The sequence below is a fragment of the Azospirillum sp. A23 genome (assembly GCF_042938965.1).
Taxonomy (GTDB): Bacteria; Pseudomonadota; Alphaproteobacteria; order Azospirillales; family Azospirillaceae; genus Azospirillum; species Azospirillum melinis.
The window spans coordinates 1774275-1787843 of sequence record NZ_CP170667.1 but is presented as its reverse complement, the minus strand read 5'-3'; the positions used below and the strand labels follow the sequence as shown (position 1 = coordinate 1787843).

The window sequence follows — 13569 nt, the reverse complement described above, 5'->3', positions numbered from 1 at the left end:
TCTTGCAAGCGGAGAGCGGGTGCCGTGTTTGCGCGGGCAGGACGAAGTGAGGCGACGGTGCCTTCGCCGGTGCGGCTGCTGGGGATCGACCCCGGCTTGCGCCACACCGGCTGGGGCATCATCGACGTGGCGGGCAACCGCCTGAGCCACGTCGCCGACGGCGCGGTGCATTCCGACGACCGCTGTCCGCTGGCCGAGCGTCTGGTGCAGCTCCACGACGCCCTGTCGGCGGTGGTGGAGCGCTACCGCCCCGACGAGGCGGCGGTGGAGGAGACCTTCGTCAACAACAACGCGGTCTCGACGCTCAAGCTGGGGCAGGCCCGCGCCGTGGCCCTGCTGGTGCCGGCCCAGGCCGGGCTGGCGGTGGCGGAATACGCCAACAACATGGTCAAGAAGGCGGTCGTCGGCCAGGGCCGCGCCGAGAAGGCGCAGGTCCAGACGATGGTGCGGCTGCTGCTGCCCGGCTGCGAGATCGCCTCGCCGGACGCCGCCGACGCGCTGGCCATAGCGATCTGCCACGCGCACCACCGCGCCAGCTGGACGATGTGGCGGCGGGGTGGCGAAGTGCCGCGTCAAACCCTCTCCCCCCCGGGGAGAGGGCAGGGTGAGGGGGATGCACAGCGTTCCTCTCCCAAGAGTCCACGCAGCGCTTCCCCCTCACCCCGACCCTCTCCCCGGGGGGGAGAGGGAGACGCTCCCATGGGGCGAGTGGGGGACATGGCGCTGATTGCGAAAACCAAGCCCACCGACTACATAACCGAGCGCGCGCGCGATCTGCGGATGAATGCCACGGACGTGGAAAAGATCGTCTGGCAGAAGCTGCGCAATGCCCAGCTCGGCGCGAAATTCCGGCGGCAGGAGCCGATCCTGGGCTTCGTCGCCGACTTCGTTGCCCATGACCATCGCCTGATCGTCGAACTGGATGGTGGCCAGCATGCCGAGCAGCGCGCCGCCCATGACGAGCGGCGGTCGCGCATGCTGGAGCAGGCCGGCTTCCGCATCCTGCGCTTCTGGAACACCGACGTGATCGACAACCTTGACGGCGTGCTGGAGACCATCCGCGCGCGTCTCGAAGAGACTTCCATTCTTCGCAGCCAGCCCTCGGGCCGGGAGTTCCCATGATCGCCAAGCTGACCGGCATCGTCGATTCCACCGGCACCGACTGGGTCGTGCTCGACGTGAACGGCGTCGGTTACCTGCTGTCCTGCTCCAACCGCACGCTGTCTCGCCTGGCGGTGGGGGAGCGGGCGTCGCTGGTGGTCGAGACCTTCATCCGCGAGGAACGCATCGTCCTGCACGGCTTCGGCGATCAGGCGGACCGGGAGTGGTTCAAGCTGCTGACCACCATCCAAGGCGTCGGCGCCCGGCTGGCGCTGTCGATCCTGGGCGTGCTCGACCCCGACCAGCTGACCCGCGCCATCGCGTCCCAGGACAAGACCGCGCTGGTGCGCGCCGACGGCGTCGGGCCGAAGGTGGCGGCGCGCATCCTCAACGAACTCAAGGACAAGGTCGGCAATCTGGCGCTCGGCCCCGCAGCGAGCGCGGGCGCGCCGGCCGGCAAGGGCGCCCCCGCCGCCGTGCCGGGCGCCACCCCGGCTCTGGCCGATGCGGTGTCGGCGCTGGTCAATCTCGGCTATGGCCGGTCGGAGGCCTTCGGCGCGGTCGTCGCCGCCGGGCGCGTGCTGGGCGATGACGCCGGCGTGTCCGATCTGATCCGCCAGGGCCTCAAGGAACTGAGCCAATGAGCGACCCCAACTCCGACCGTCTGGTCCAGCCGGGCCAGGGCCACGGCGATTCGGCCGAGGCGTCGATCCGTCCGCTGTCGCTCGCCGAGTTCATCGGCCAGCGGCAGGCGCGCGAGAACCTGTCGATCTTCATCCAGGCCGCCCGCTCCCGCAACGAGGCGCTCGACCATGTGCTGCTGTTCGGGCCGCCCGGCCTGGGCAAGACCACGCTGGCACAGATCGTGGCGCGCGAGCTGGGCGTCGGCTTCCGCGCCACCTCCGGCCCGGTCATCGCGCGGGCCGGCGATCTGGCGGCGCTGCTGACCAACCTGCAGCCGCACGACGTCCTCTTCATCGACGAGATTCATCGCCTTAATCCCGCCGTGGAAGAGGTGCTCTATCCCGCCATGGAGGATTTCCAGCTCGACCTCATCATCGGCGAAGGCCCGTCGGCGCGGTCCATCCGGATCGATCTGCCGCCCTTCACCCTTGTCGGCGCCACGACGCGCAGCGGCCTGATCACGCGCCCCTTGCGCGAACGCTTCGGCATTCCCGTGCGCCTGCAATTCTACGAGCCGGACGAGCTGGAGCTGATCGTGCGCCGCGCCGCCGGCGTGCTCGGCATGGGCATCACGCCGGAGGGGGCGCGCGAGATCGCCAACCGGGCGCGCGGCACGCCGCGCGTGTCGGGCCGGCTGCTGCGCCGGGTGCGTGATTTCGCCGCGGTCGCCGGCGTCGAGGAGGTCGACAAGCGCGTCGCCGATGCCGCGCTGACCCGGCTTGAGGTCGACCGGCTGGGACTCGACAGCATGGACCGCCGCTATCTCGGGCTGGTCGCCAACAACTATGGTGGCGGGCCGGTCGGCGTCGAGACGCTGGGGGCGGCGCTGGGCGAACAGCGCGACGTGCTGGAGGAGGTGGTCGAACCCTACCTGATCCAGCAGGGCTTTTTGCAGCGCACTCCGCGCGGGCGCATGCTGACCGACCAGGGCTTCCGCTATCTCGGGCTCAACCCGCCCAACGCGCCGCTCCGGCAGCTCGACCTGCTGGACCGCGTCCCCGACCCGACGGACGGGGACGGCGATGAGTGACGCATCCACCCCTCCCGGCCTCTCCGGCCGGTTCGCGGAGGACGGCACGCACCGGTATCCGCTGCGGGTCTATTACGAGGACACCGACGCCGGCGGCATCGTCTATCACGCCAATTACCTGCGATTCGCGGAGCGAGCGCGCACGGAGATGCTGTACTTGATGGGCTTCCGTCAGAGGGAGATGGCCGAGGGTTTGGGCGATGTCACAGGTGTGTCATTTGCGGTACGGCGCCTGACCATCGATTTTGACGCCCCTGCCAAGCTGGAGGACACGCTTGAAGTGGAAACCCGAATCGTCGATATCCGCGGTGCCTCCTTCGCACTTGCACAAGTCATCCGCCGCGACGGTCGCGTGCTGGCGCGCGCCGACCTGCAGCTGGTAACGATCAACCGGGCCGGGCGGGCCGTGCGCCTTCCCGAACCGGTGAAAGCGGCGATGGAGACGCTGCATGCAAAGCAAAACGCCTCTTCTCCCGCTTGACCCGCCTGCCTGATCGTATCGACCGTTTCCTTCCACTCCCCGTGCCAACAGCGCAAACGCGAGACTGACTGCGATGGACGCCCTGCAAACCGCCCAACTGGCCGGCAATGCCGCCGCCACGACGGCACATGAGATCACGATCCTCGGCCTGTTCTGGCAGGCCGACGCGGTCGTCAAGATCGTGATGATGATGCTCGTCGTCGCCTCGATCTGGTGCTGGGCGATCATCATCGAGAAGCTGATGCGCATCCGCCGGCTGAACGCCCAGGCCGACTCCTTCGAGGAGGCCTTCTGGTCCGGCGGGTCGCTCGACGCGCTGTACGACCGCATCGGCCAGACCCCGGCCGACCCGATGGCGGCGACCTTCGCCGCCGGCATGCGCGAATGGCGCCACGCCGCCGACCGCGGCATCGGCGGCACGATGAAAAGCTCGCTGCAACAGCGGGTGGAGCGGGTGATGGCGGTGAGCATCGGCCGCGAGATGGCGCGGGCCGAACGCTACATGACCTTCCTGGCCTCGGTCGGGTCGACCGCCCCCTTCATCGGCCTGTTCGGCACGGTGTGGGGTATCATGAACTCCTTCACCTCGATCGCCGGCTCGGGCAACACCAGCCTCGCCGTGGTGGCGCCCGGCATCGCCGAGGCGCTGTTCGCCACCGCCATGGGCCTGCTGGCCGCCATCCCGGCGGTGCTGTCCTACAACAAGTTCTCCACCGACCTCGGCCGCTACGCCGACCGGCTGGACACCTTCTCGGGCGAGTTCTCGGCGATCCTGTCCCGCCACCTCGAGGAGCGGGGAGCCGCCTGAACCATGGCCGGACAACTCGCAGGCAAATCCCACGGGCGCGGCAAGCGCCGGGGCTATCGCGCGATGGCCGAGATCAACATGACGCCCTTCATCGACGTCATGCTGGTCCTGCTGATCGTCTTCATGGTCGCCGCCCCGATGCTGACCGTCGGCGTGCCGGTCGACCTGCCCAAGACCAATGCCGCTCCGCTGGAGCAGCAGAAGGATCCTCTGTTCGTCACGGTGCAGACCGACGGGCGCGTCTTCGTCCAGGAGACGCCGGTCGAGCTGGCCAACATGGTGCCGCTGCTGATCGCGGTGACCAACAACAACCCCGAGGCCCGCATCCTGGTCCGCGGCGACGCCAAGATCGCCTACGGCAAGATGCTGGAGGTGATGGGCACCATGAGCGCCGCCGGCTTCAAGAAGGTCGGGCTGGTCGCCGAGATGCCGAACGGCCCGACCGCGTCCAGCGCGCGGGTCGGCGCGCCCAAGCCGGCGCGTTGAGGCGGGCGGAACTCCCATGCGCAAGCCCCTGATCGCCTCGGCGGTGCTGCACGTCGCGCTGGTCGCGCTGATGGTGCTCGGCATGCCGCCCAGCGATCGCAAGCTCGAAATCGCCTCCTCGATCCCGATCGAGATCGTCGACGTCGGCGAGATCACCCAGGCTGCCCGCGTCGAGAAGGGCGAGCCGAAGCCGGCCACCGCCGCGCGTCCGCCGATGCCCGAGGCCAAGCCCGCCCCGCCGGCGCCGGAACCGCCGGACGAGGAGGACGAGCCGCCTCCGCCCCCGCCTCCGCCTGCCAGGACGCCGGAGCCGCCGAAGGTCGCCCAGGTGCCGCCGCCCCCGCGCGAGCCGACGCCGCCGCCCAAGCCCGCTCCGACGCCCCCGCCTCCTCCTCCGCCGCCACCCCCGCCGCCCCCGGATCCGGCGCCGTCGCCGACTCCGAAGCCGCCTGAGCCTCCCAAGCCGGAGCCGCCGAAGCCGGAGCCGCCCAAACCGGAACCGCCGAAGCACGAGCCCAAGCCTGAGCCTCCGAAACCGGAGCCGCCCAAGCCTGAGCCGAAAAAGCCCGAGCCTCCCAAGCCGGAACCGCCGAAACCGGAACCGCCCAAGGCGGAGCCGAAGAAGCCGGAGCCTGCCAAGGAGGTCGCGAAGGCCGAGCCGGCGAAGGATGCCAAGGCCGAGGCGAAGAAGGCGGATGCGCCGGCCAAGCAGCCGGAGAAGCCGTCGGCCAAGGCCGACCCGCTGTCCGATCTGCTGTCGAACGTCGGTAAGATCAAGCCGTCGGACAACCCGAAGGCTGACGGCAAGGCATCGGCCAGCGCCAACAGCGACGCCAAGCCCAGCCAGAAGACCGCGTCCGCGGCTCCGGCCGGGGCGGCCAAGGCAACAAACGGCCCCGACAAGCCGTTCAAGCCGTCCGGCCGTGCGTTGGATGCCATCCGCGGCCAGCTGAGCAAGAACTGGAACTTCGACAGCGGCCGCAAGGACGCCGGCTCGATGCAGATCGAGATCCATGTGGAGGTCGGCCGCGACCACAGCGTGGTTCGCGCCTGGATCGACGACAAGTACAGGTCGCGTTACATGTCGGATGCCGCCTTCCGGGCGTCGGCCGACGCGGCGGTGCGCGCGGTCAAGCGGTCCAGCCCCCTGGAACTGTTGACCAGCGAGTTCACGCCGCAGACTTATGAAGATTGGCGCTTCATCGTGTTCAATTTCGACCCGAGGGACATGTTCTGACCATGACGACGAAGACGAGGCTTCTGTTGAAGCTGGCCGGGGCCACCGGCGCGCTTCTCCTCTCCCTCGGCGTTGCCGCTCCGCAGGAGGCGCGCGCCGAGTTGCGCATCGACATCACGCGGGGCGTGTCCGAGCCGCTGCCCATCGCCATCACCAGCTTCGCCGGATCGGGCGGGCGCGATGTGCAGATGGGCGCCGACATCTCCAAGGTGATCTCCGACGACCTGGAGCGGTCCGGCCTGTTCAAGCCGCTGGACCCGCGCGGCTTCCTGCAGACGCCGGACCAGCTGCGCAGCGGCGAGCCGCGCTATCAGGACTGGAAGGCGCTGGGCGCCCAGGCCCTGGTCGCCGGCAACACCACCACGGGCGCCGACGGCCGCATGAAGGTCGATTTCCGCCTGTGGGACGTCGCCGCCGGCCAGTACATGCAGGGGCTGAGCTACAGCGCCTCGCCGCAGGAATGGCGCCGCATCGCCCACATCGTGGCCGACGCCATCTATAAGCGCCTGACCGGCGAGGACGGCTATTTCGACACGCGCATCGTCTATGTCGCCGAATCCGGCCCGGCGAACGCGCGCAAGAAGCAGCTGGCCATCATGGACCAGGACAGCGCCAACCATCAGTTCCTGACCGACGGCCAGACCCTGGTCCTGACGCCGCGCTTCTCGCCGACGTCCCAGGAAATCACGTACATGTCGTACTTCAACAAGAAGCCGCGCGTGTACCTGTTCAACATCGACACCGGCCGCCAGGAGGTCCTGGGCGACTTCCCCGGCATGACCTTCGCCCCGCGCTTCTCGCCGGACGGCAACAAGGTCATCATGTCGATGGCCCAGAACGGCAACACCGACATCTACACGCTGGATCTGCGCACCCGCCGCCAGACCCAGCTGACCGATGCGCCGGGCATCGATACGGGCCCGAGCTATTCGCCGGACGGCCAGCGCATCGTCTTCGAGTCGGACCGCGGCGGCACCCAGCAGCTCTATGTCATGGGCGCCGACGGCTCGGGCGTGAAGCGGCTGACCTTCGGCGAGGGCCGCTACGGTACGCCGGTGTGGTCGCCGCGCGGCGACCTGATCGCATTCACGCGCCAGCGTGGTAGCAGCTTTGCAGTTGGCGTAATCCGTCCGGATGGGACGGGGGAACGGATCCTGACCGAAGCCTTCCACGTCGAGGGTCCGACCTGGGCCCCCAACGGCCGAGTCATCATGTTCTTCAAGGACTTGCCGTCGGGTGACGGGCGTGGCCGCAACGCGAAGCTGTACAGCATCGACATCACCGGCGCCAACGAGCGTCGCGTGAGCACCCCGGTCGACGCGTCGGATCCCGCGTGGTCGCCCTTGATTCCCTAGTGGAGTAGCCCTATTTTGCGGCCACGCGGGAGCAATGCTCAAGACAAAGGTCGAACGTCGTCTTTTCGTCGGGGATTGGCGGAAAGAAGCGGCTCCTGTGCAGACAAAGTTCGGCCATCAAACAAGTTTCGTTCAAGGGGTCCCTGAACATGCGTATGAAGTTCCTCGCTCTCGCCGCGGTCGCTCTGCTCGCCGCTTGCGAATCCACTCCGAACGACGCCGCCAACGGCGCCAACACCGGTGCCCAGCAGTCGTCGGTCCGTCCGGGCTCGGCGGAAGATTTCGTCGTCAACGTCGGCGACCGCGTCTTCTTCGGCCTCGACCGCTTCGACCTGTCGCCGGAGGCTCGCGCCACCCTCGACCGTCAGGCCAAGTGGCTGCAGACCTACGGCTCGGTCACCGTCACCGTCGAGGGCCATGCCGACGAGCGCGGCACCCGCGAGTACAACCTCGCCCTGGGTGAGCGTCGCGCCAACTCGGTGAAGAACTACCTGGCCGCCAAGGGCATCACCCCGAACCGCGTCAACGTCGTCTCCTATGGCAAGGAGCGTCCGGCCGTCGTTGGTTCGAACGAGGCCGCCTGGTCGCAGAACCGCCGTGGCGTGACCGTCGTCAACTGATGACGCCGGTCCCCGCCTGACGGGGAACAGGGAAGGGCGCCGCCGCCGGGCAACCGGGGGCGGCGCCTTTTCTTTTTGGCGGCATCTTTTCGGCGATATGTTTTTTGGGGCCGGGAAAATCCGGCAAGGTCGGTTCTTTGCGCGGACGCGCAAGTTCTGCTAAACAGCGGCCATCGCGTCGCCTTTATCGTTCGCCATGGTCGCCGTGGGTGCTCCCCCGGCATCAGATCTCCTCAGGATCCCACGCGCATGACCAACATCCGTCCCGTCGCCGCCCTGCTGCTGGGTGGCATGCTCGCGGCAACCCCCGCCCTGGCCCCCGCCCTGGCCCAGTCGAAGGGGCAGATCGAGCGGCTGCAATCTCTGGAAATGCAGGTCGCCGCGCTGGGCGGTCCGGTGGAGGTGGCGCAGCTGTCGCCCTCCGTCGCCGCCGATTTCGAGATTCGCCTGCAAAACCTCGAACGCACCATCCAGGATCTGACCGGCAAGTACGAGGAGTCGAGCTATCAGGTCACCCAGCTGCGCGAGCGTCTGGAGAAGGTCAATTCCGACGTCGATTTCCGGTTGAAGGAGCTGGAGAAGGGCGGCGGGACCGCCGGGGGCGCCATGGGTGGCGCGATGTCCGATGCCGCGCCGACCAAGCCGTCGAAGGCTGCCGCGGCCGCCTCCAATTCCGACGACAAGAAGGCCGACAAGCCGGCGCAGACCGCGGCGGCCAATCCGCCCTCGACCGCCGGCCTGTCGCCGGAAAAGCAGTATGAGCAGGCGTTCGAACTGCTGCGCAACTCCGACTATGACCGGGCGGAGAAGGCGTTGCAGGAGTTCATCGTCAAGAACAAGTCGCACGCCTATGCCGGCAACGCGCAGTATTGGCTGGGCGAGAGCTATTACGTCCGCAACAAGTTCCCGGAGGCGGCCCAGGCCTTCGCCGAGGTGCTGTCCAAGTACCGCACCAACCCGAAGGCGGCCGACAGCCTGCTGAAGCTGGGCATGACCCTGCAGCAGATGAACAAGAAGTCGGACGCCTGCACCGCCTTCGGCCAGCTGCTGACCAAGTTCCCCGAAGCCTCGGCCAGCGTGAAGCGCCGCGCCGATACGGAGCGCAAGCGCATCAATTGCCCGGCCTGATGGGCGGCGACTCCGAAGACGGCCCTGGAGACGGTGGGCCGGTATCGCCGGACGAGTTCGCCCGTGCCCTGGCGGCGCTGGGCGGATTCGAGCCGGCGCCGGCCGTCGCCGTCGGGGTTTCCGGTGGCGGCGACAGCATGGCGCTGGTCCTGTTGCTGCGGCATTGGGTCGCAGAGCGGGGCGGAAGCCTGCTGGCGCTAACCGTCGATCATGGGCTGCGGCCCGAGTCCGCCGGGGAGGCGGCAGCGGTCGGACGGGCGATGGCCCGTCTCGGCGTTCCCCACCGCATCCTGCACTGGGACGGGGCGAAGCCGTCGGCCGGAGTACAGGCGGCCGCCCGGACGGCGCGGCACCGGCTGCTCGGTGCGGCCTGCGCCGAGGCCGGCATCCTTCATCTGGCGCTTGCCCATCATCGCGACGATCAGGCCGAAACGGTGCTGCTGCGGCTGGCCCGCGGGTCCGGCATCGATGGGCTGGCCGGGATGGCGCCCGTCCGTGCCGATGGGGCGGTGCGGGTGATCAGGCCGCTGCTGCGCGTTTCCCATGATCGGCTGCTGGCGACCTGCCACGCCGAGGGCCTGGACTGGATCGAGGACCCCTCCAACCGCAACCCGCGCTTTGCCCGTGCCCGGCTGCGCGCCGCCCGCGAGACTTTGGGCGGGGAGGGGCTCGATGCCAGCCGGTTGGGCGAGGTCGCCCGGCGGGCCGGCCGTGCCCGGGCCGCGCTGGAACAGGCGACGGCCGCGCTGCTGGCGGAGGCCGCGACCGTTCATCCGGAAGGCTGGATCACCCTGGCGCCGGCACCTCTGCGCTCCGCACCGCTGGAGATCGCGCTGCGGGCGGTGGGCGCCGCGCTGGCTGCGGTCGGCGGGTCGGCGCACCCGGTGCGCGACGAGGCGCTGGAGCGGCTGCTCGACGGGTTGGCGGAGGGGCAGGGCGGGACCTTGGGCGGCTGTGTCGTTCGGAAGCGGCGCGGCGTGGTCATGGTGGCGCGCGAGCCGGTTGCGGTGACGGAGCGGCTAATGGTGGCTCCCGGAGAGATGATCCGCTGGGACGGCCGATTCGACCTGAGGGTGTCGTCCAGCCATCGCCGCCCTGTCACGGTCGCGGCGCTGGGGGCCGGCGGTTGGCGCGAATGGGCAGGTCGGCAGGTGCCGGAAAGGCTGCCCGACCTGCCGGTTCCGGTGCGGGAAAGCTTGCCAAGCCTTTGGTCGGGCGTGGATTTGCTTGGTGTGCCGATGATCGGTATGTGCTACGGGTTCGACGCGGATGGACAGCACCCGGTGGACAGCGCAAGGTTTTGTCCACTTTCGTCGTTGGGAAGACCAGCTTTTACGGTTGTTTCGGACCGGGACGGCATTATTTAATCAGGGAACGTGCCCGTAGGAGACCGGGGTGCGGCCTTGTCGGCGCACCGCATGGCGATGGGTTCGCAGAAAGGCGTGTGACGTGAACAATTTCGGCAAGAACCTCGCTCTCTGGATCATCATAGGGCTGCTCCTCGTGGCCCTGTTCAACCTGTTCCAGAGTTCCTCCACCCGCAGCCCGCAAACGACCGTTCCGTTCAGCGAGCTTCTCGCCGAAGTGGACCGGGGCCAGGTCGCCGACGTGACGATCAAGGGCAACCAGGTTTCGGGCCATTTCTCCGACGGCCGCTCCTTCAGCACCTATGTCCCGCCCGAAGCGGGTCTGGTGGAGCGCCTGACCAACAAGAACGTCCGGATCAATGCGGTCCCCGACGACAGCAACGTGCCGTCGCTGTTCTCGGTGCTGCTGTCCTGGTTCCCGATGCTTCTGCTGATCGGCGTCTGGATCTTCTTCATGCGCCAGATGCAGTCCGGCGGCGGCAAGGCCATGGGCTTCGGCAAGTCGCGGGCCCGCCTGCTGACCGAGAAGGTCGGCCGCGTCACCTTCGACGACGTCGCCGGCATCGACGAGGCCAAGCAGGAGCTGACGGAAATCGTCGAGTTCCTGAAGGACCCGCAGAAGTTCCAGCGGCTGGGCGGCAAGATCCCGAAGGGCTGCCTGCTCGTCGGTCCTCCGGGCACCGGCAAGACGCTGACCGCCCGCGCGGTGGCCGGCGAAGCCAATGTGCCGTTCTTCACCATCTCCGGTTCGGACTTCGTCGAAATGTTCGTCGGTGTGGGTGCGTCCCGCGTCCGCGACATGTTCGAACAGGGCAAGAAGAACGCCCCCTGCATCATCTTCATCGACGAAATCGACGCGGTCGGCCGCCATCGCGGTGCCGGCCTGGGCGGCGGCAACGACGAGCGTGAGCAGACCCTCAACCAGCTGCTGGTCGAGATGGACGGCTTCGAGGCGAACGAGGGCGTGATCCTGATCGCCGCGACCAACCGTCCGGACGTTCTCGACCCCGCTCTGCTGCGTCCGGGCCGCTTCGACCGTCAGGTCGTGGTGCCGAACCCCGACGTGCTGGGCCGTGAGAAGATCCTCAAGGTCCACATGCGGAAGGTCCCGCTGTCGCCGGACGTCGACGCCAAGGTCATCGCCCGCGGCACCCCCGGCTTCTCCGGCGCCGATCTGGCCAACCTGGTGAACGAGGCTGCCCTGCTGGCCGCCCGCATCGGCAAGCGCGTCGTCGGCATGTCCGAGTTCGAGAACGCCAAGGACAAGGTCATGATGGGTGCGGAACGCCGCTCCATGGTGATGACCGAGGACGAGAAGAAGCTGACCGCCTACCACGAGGCCGGCCACGCCATCTGCGCCATCCACTGCGCCGACAGCGACCCGGTCCACAAGGCCACCATCATCCCGCGCGGCCGTGCGCTGGGCATGGTGATGCGCCTGCCGGAAGGCGACCGCATCAGCCTGTCGCAGGCCAAGCTGCTGGCCGACCTGACCGTCGCCATGGGCGGCCGCATCGCCGAGGAACTGATCTTCGGCAAGGAGCGGGTGACCACTGGCGCGTCGGGCGACATCAAGATGGCGACCGAGATGTCGCGCCGGATGGTGACGGAGTGGGGCATGAGCGAGAAGCTCGGCCCGCTGCTCTACGGCGAGCCGACGCAGGAGGTGTTCCTGGGCCATTCGGTGACCCAGCACAAGAACATGTCGGACCGCACCGCCCAACTGGTCGACGAGGAAATCCGCCGCATCGTGGACGAGAGCTACGACCGCGCGCGGGTCATCCTGACCGAGAACATCGACCAGCTGCACACCCTGGCCAAGGGTCTGCTGGAGTACGAAACGCTGAGCGGCGACGAGATCAACCGTCTGCTGCGCGGCGAACCGATCCTGCGCGACGACGACCGCGAGACGATGGCCGTCCCGCCGCGTCCGACCACCGGCTCCGGCCGCCGCTCCTCCGTTCCGCCCAGCACCGGGCAGGAAAGCGGCGGCATCGGTCCGGAACCGCAGGGCACCTGACGGTTCGGGGTTCCGAAATGAAGAAGGCGGCGCTGCGAGGCGCCGCCTTTTTTCTTTGGCAGATTTCGAAGTGGGCGGGAGCCGCTCAGAGCGCGCCCTTCTGCTCGCGCCGGCGGTCCAGCGCCACGTCGAACTGGCGCAGCAGCTTCTGCATGCCCTCGAAGTACAGCTTGCGCGACGGCGTGTTCTTCATGCAGCGGGCGTCGAGATGGGCGACGCTGGTCAGCGCGGACACGCAGTAGCCGAGCAGCCAGTAGCGCGACCGGATGCTGCGCAGATAGTCGCGGAACGGCTCCGGCTGGCCGGCCATGAAGCTGCTGAAGGAGGTTTCGTAATCCGACAGGATGGTGCGGATGTCGAGCAGCGTCGTCTCCAGCAGCTTGCCCACCTTCTCGATGTGCATCAGCAGCTGGGTCTCGTAGGGCTTGTGCATGCGGATGTCGACCGGAATGCACTCGCGCGACTTCAGCCAGGTCAGGATGGTGCGGGCGCGCGGGGCGATGCGGCGCAGCTGGTATTCATAGAAGGTCGTGCCCTTCCACGCGCTGAAGATGGTGTCGGCCTCCGACCGCTCGATGCCGAAGGCGGAGACGAACAGGCCGGCCTCTTCCAGGTTGGGGTTCCAGATCGCCTCCAGGAAGCGTTCGACGCTTCCGGCGCTGCCCTGGCTGCCCGACAGCGCCTTGCGGACGATCGGCTCGATACGCGCGCGGATCAGGCGGCGGAGCTGGTGGTCCTCCTCGTTGGAGATCAGCCAGTGCCGCGGATCGACGTTGATCTTCTCCGCCTCGAAGCAGGTCTTCAACAGGAAGGCGTCGAGCGACGGCACGTCGTCGATCATTTGGAGCATCTTCATGTCGCCGATGATGCCGTTTTCCTGCGGCCCGTGCTTGATGCCGAACTGCTCTTCCAGCAGGGCGGCACTGTTGCGGCCGCGGAGATAGACGGCGACTCCGCCGCCCTCCGGCGCCTTGGCGTTGTGCGGCACATAGATCCCGGTTTCGACCGGGCGCTCGCCGCCCTCCAGTTCCTCATCCTCGGCGATGGGATCGCCCCCGTCGTCGTCGCGATCGTCGAAGTTCGGGTATTTGAAGAGGATGCAGTTGTTCAGGCCCTGAGCCTTGAACATGCGCTGCTCTTCGGGGATCTCGCGCGTGATGGCGATGAGATTCATCGATACGCTGGACCCGCCATAAAGGATCTGTTCAAGGATCGGAGAAACCGAGTCCATTTTCTTGCGAGCGCGCATGAA

At 68.1% G+C, this 13569-nt stretch carries 13 protein-coding genes and 1 pseudogene; 13 read left to right on the top strand and 1 reads right to left on the bottom strand.

Annotated elements, in window-relative coordinates; genetic code table 11:
* Nucleotides 1-69: 69 nt before the first annotated feature.
* The 13 genes and pseudogenes from ruvC to ftsH all read left to right on the top strand — a co-directional run.
* Nucleotides 70-537, top strand: a pseudogene (ruvC, locus tag ABNQ40_RS25805) (crossover junction endodeoxyribonuclease RuvC); the annotation flags it as partial.
* Nucleotides 538-543: 6 nt separating this feature from the next.
* Entirely contained in the window at nt 544-1122 is a 579-nt protein-coding gene (locus ABNQ40_RS25800; protein ID WP_348982918.1) for a DUF559 domain-containing protein, read from the top strand.
* Nucleotides 1119-1745 carry a Holliday junction branch migration protein RuvA gene (gene ruvA, locus ABNQ40_RS25795; RefSeq protein WP_109051804.1) on the top strand — a complete coding sequence of 209 codons (627 nt, stop codon included), beginning with the start codon at nt 1119-1121 and terminating at the stop codon, nt 1743-1745. Before ABNQ40_RS25800 ends, ruvA begins: the two co-directional genes overlap by 4 nt.
* Complete coding sequence (gene ruvB / locus ABNQ40_RS25790) at nt 1742-2815, top strand: Holliday junction branch migration DNA helicase RuvB (RefSeq protein WP_109051803.1); 1074 nt, start codon at nt 1742-1744, stop codon at nt 2813-2815. Before ruvA ends, ruvB begins: the two co-directional genes overlap by 4 nt.
* A complete protein-coding gene (ybgC, locus tag ABNQ40_RS25785) occupies nt 2808-3296 on the top strand; it encodes a tol-pal system-associated acyl-CoA thioesterase (protein ID WP_109051802.1) in 489 nt (162 codons plus the stop codon). The genes ruvB and ybgC overlap by 8 nt, the downstream gene beginning before the upstream one ends.
* Nucleotides 3297-3369: 73 nt before the next feature.
* Nucleotides 3370-4104 carry a protein TolQ gene (tolQ, locus tag ABNQ40_RS25780; protein ID WP_098740236.1) on the top strand — a complete coding sequence of 245 codons (735 nt, stop codon included), beginning with the start codon at nt 3370-3372 and terminating at the stop codon, nt 4102-4104.
* A 3-nt stretch (nt 4105-4107) separates the two neighbouring features.
* The gene (locus ABNQ40_RS25775; RefSeq protein ID WP_109051801.1) at nt 4108-4590 is read left to right on the top strand and encodes a biopolymer transporter ExbD; all 483 of its coding nucleotides are present in this window, start codon (nt 4108-4110) and stop codon (nt 4588-4590) included.
* Nucleotides 4591-4606: 16 nt separating this feature from the next.
* Nucleotides 4607-5827: a hypothetical protein gene (locus ABNQ40_RS25770; protein WP_109051800.1), complete on the top strand. Its 1221-nt coding sequence runs from the start codon at nt 4607-4609 to the stop codon at nt 5825-5827.
* Between the two features lie 2 nt (nt 5828-5829).
* Nucleotides 5830-7182 carry a Tol-Pal system beta propeller repeat protein TolB gene (gene tolB / locus ABNQ40_RS25765; RefSeq protein ID WP_109051799.1) on the top strand — a complete coding sequence of 451 codons (1353 nt, stop codon included), beginning with the start codon at nt 5830-5832 and terminating at the stop codon, nt 7180-7182.
* Between the two features lie 149 nt (nt 7183-7331).
* Complete coding sequence (gene pal / locus ABNQ40_RS25760; RefSeq protein WP_098740232.1) at nt 7332-7802, top strand: peptidoglycan-associated lipoprotein Pal; 471 nt, start codon at nt 7332-7334, stop codon at nt 7800-7802.
* Between the two features lie 249 nt (nt 7803-8051).
* On the top strand, nt 8052-8930 hold the full coding sequence (ybgF, locus tag ABNQ40_RS25755) for a tol-pal system protein YbgF (RefSeq protein WP_109051798.1): 879 nt from the start codon (nt 8052-8054) through the stop codon (nt 8928-8930).
* Entirely contained in the window at nt 8918-10297 is a 1380-nt protein-coding gene (gene tilS / locus ABNQ40_RS25750) for a tRNA lysidine(34) synthetase TilS (protein WP_391347747.1), read from the top strand. The genes ybgF and tilS overlap by 13 nt, the downstream gene beginning before the upstream one ends.
* 82 nt (nt 10298-10379) lie before the next feature.
* Nucleotides 10380-12317, top strand: a complete 1938-nt coding sequence (gene ftsH, locus ABNQ40_RS25745; protein WP_391347744.1) for an ATP-dependent zinc metalloprotease FtsH — start codon at nt 10380-10382, stop codon at nt 12315-12317.
* A gap of 85 nt (nt 12318-12402) precedes the next feature.
* On the opposite strand, the gene ABNQ40_RS25740 is transcribed toward ftsH, so the two are convergent.
* Nucleotides 12403-13491, bottom strand: a complete 1089-nt coding sequence (locus ABNQ40_RS25740) for a hypothetical protein (RefSeq protein ID WP_391347743.1) — start codon at nt 13489-13491, stop codon at nt 12403-12405.
* Nucleotides 13492-13569: the final 78 nt, after the last annotated feature.

What these genes read in the sequence shown, in the direction of transcription:
- ruvB (WP_109051803.1), top strand. Translation starts at nt 1,742, where the DNA reads ATGAGCGACCCCAACTCCGACCGTCTGGTCCAGCCGGGCCAGGGCCAC.
- tolQ (WP_098740236.1), top strand. Translation starts at nt 3,370, where the DNA reads ATGGACGCCCTGCAAACCGCCCAACTGGCCGGCAATGCCGCCGCCACG.
- ABNQ40_RS25740 (WP_391347743.1), bottom strand. Translation starts at nt 13,491, where the DNA reads ATGAATCTCATCGCCATCACGCGCGAGATCCCCGAAGAGCAGCGCATG.
- ABNQ40_RS25800 (WP_348982918.1), top strand. Translation starts at nt 544, where the DNA reads ATGTGGCGGCGGGGTGGCGAAGTGCCGCGTCAAACCCTCTCCCCCCCG.
- ABNQ40_RS25770 (WP_109051800.1), top strand. Translation starts at nt 4,607, where the DNA reads ATGCGCAAGCCCCTGATCGCCTCGGCGGTGCTGCACGTCGCGCTGGTC.
- ABNQ40_RS25775 (WP_109051801.1), top strand. Translation starts at nt 4,108, where the DNA reads ATGGCCGGACAACTCGCAGGCAAATCCCACGGGCGCGGCAAGCGCCGG.
- tolB (WP_109051799.1), top strand. Translation starts at nt 5,830, where the DNA reads ATGACGACGAAGACGAGGCTTCTGTTGAAGCTGGCCGGGGCCACCGGC.
- ruvA (WP_109051804.1), top strand. Translation starts at nt 1,119, where the DNA reads ATGATCGCCAAGCTGACCGGCATCGTCGATTCCACCGGCACCGACTGG.
- ybgC (WP_109051802.1), top strand. Translation starts at nt 2,808, where the DNA reads ATGAGTGACGCATCCACCCCTCCCGGCCTCTCCGGCCGGTTCGCGGAG.
- ybgF (WP_109051798.1), top strand. Translation starts at nt 8,052, where the DNA reads ATGACCAACATCCGTCCCGTCGCCGCCCTGCTGCTGGGTGGCATGCTC.
- pal (WP_098740232.1), top strand. Translation starts at nt 7,332, where the DNA reads ATGCGTATGAAGTTCCTCGCTCTCGCCGCGGTCGCTCTGCTCGCCGCT.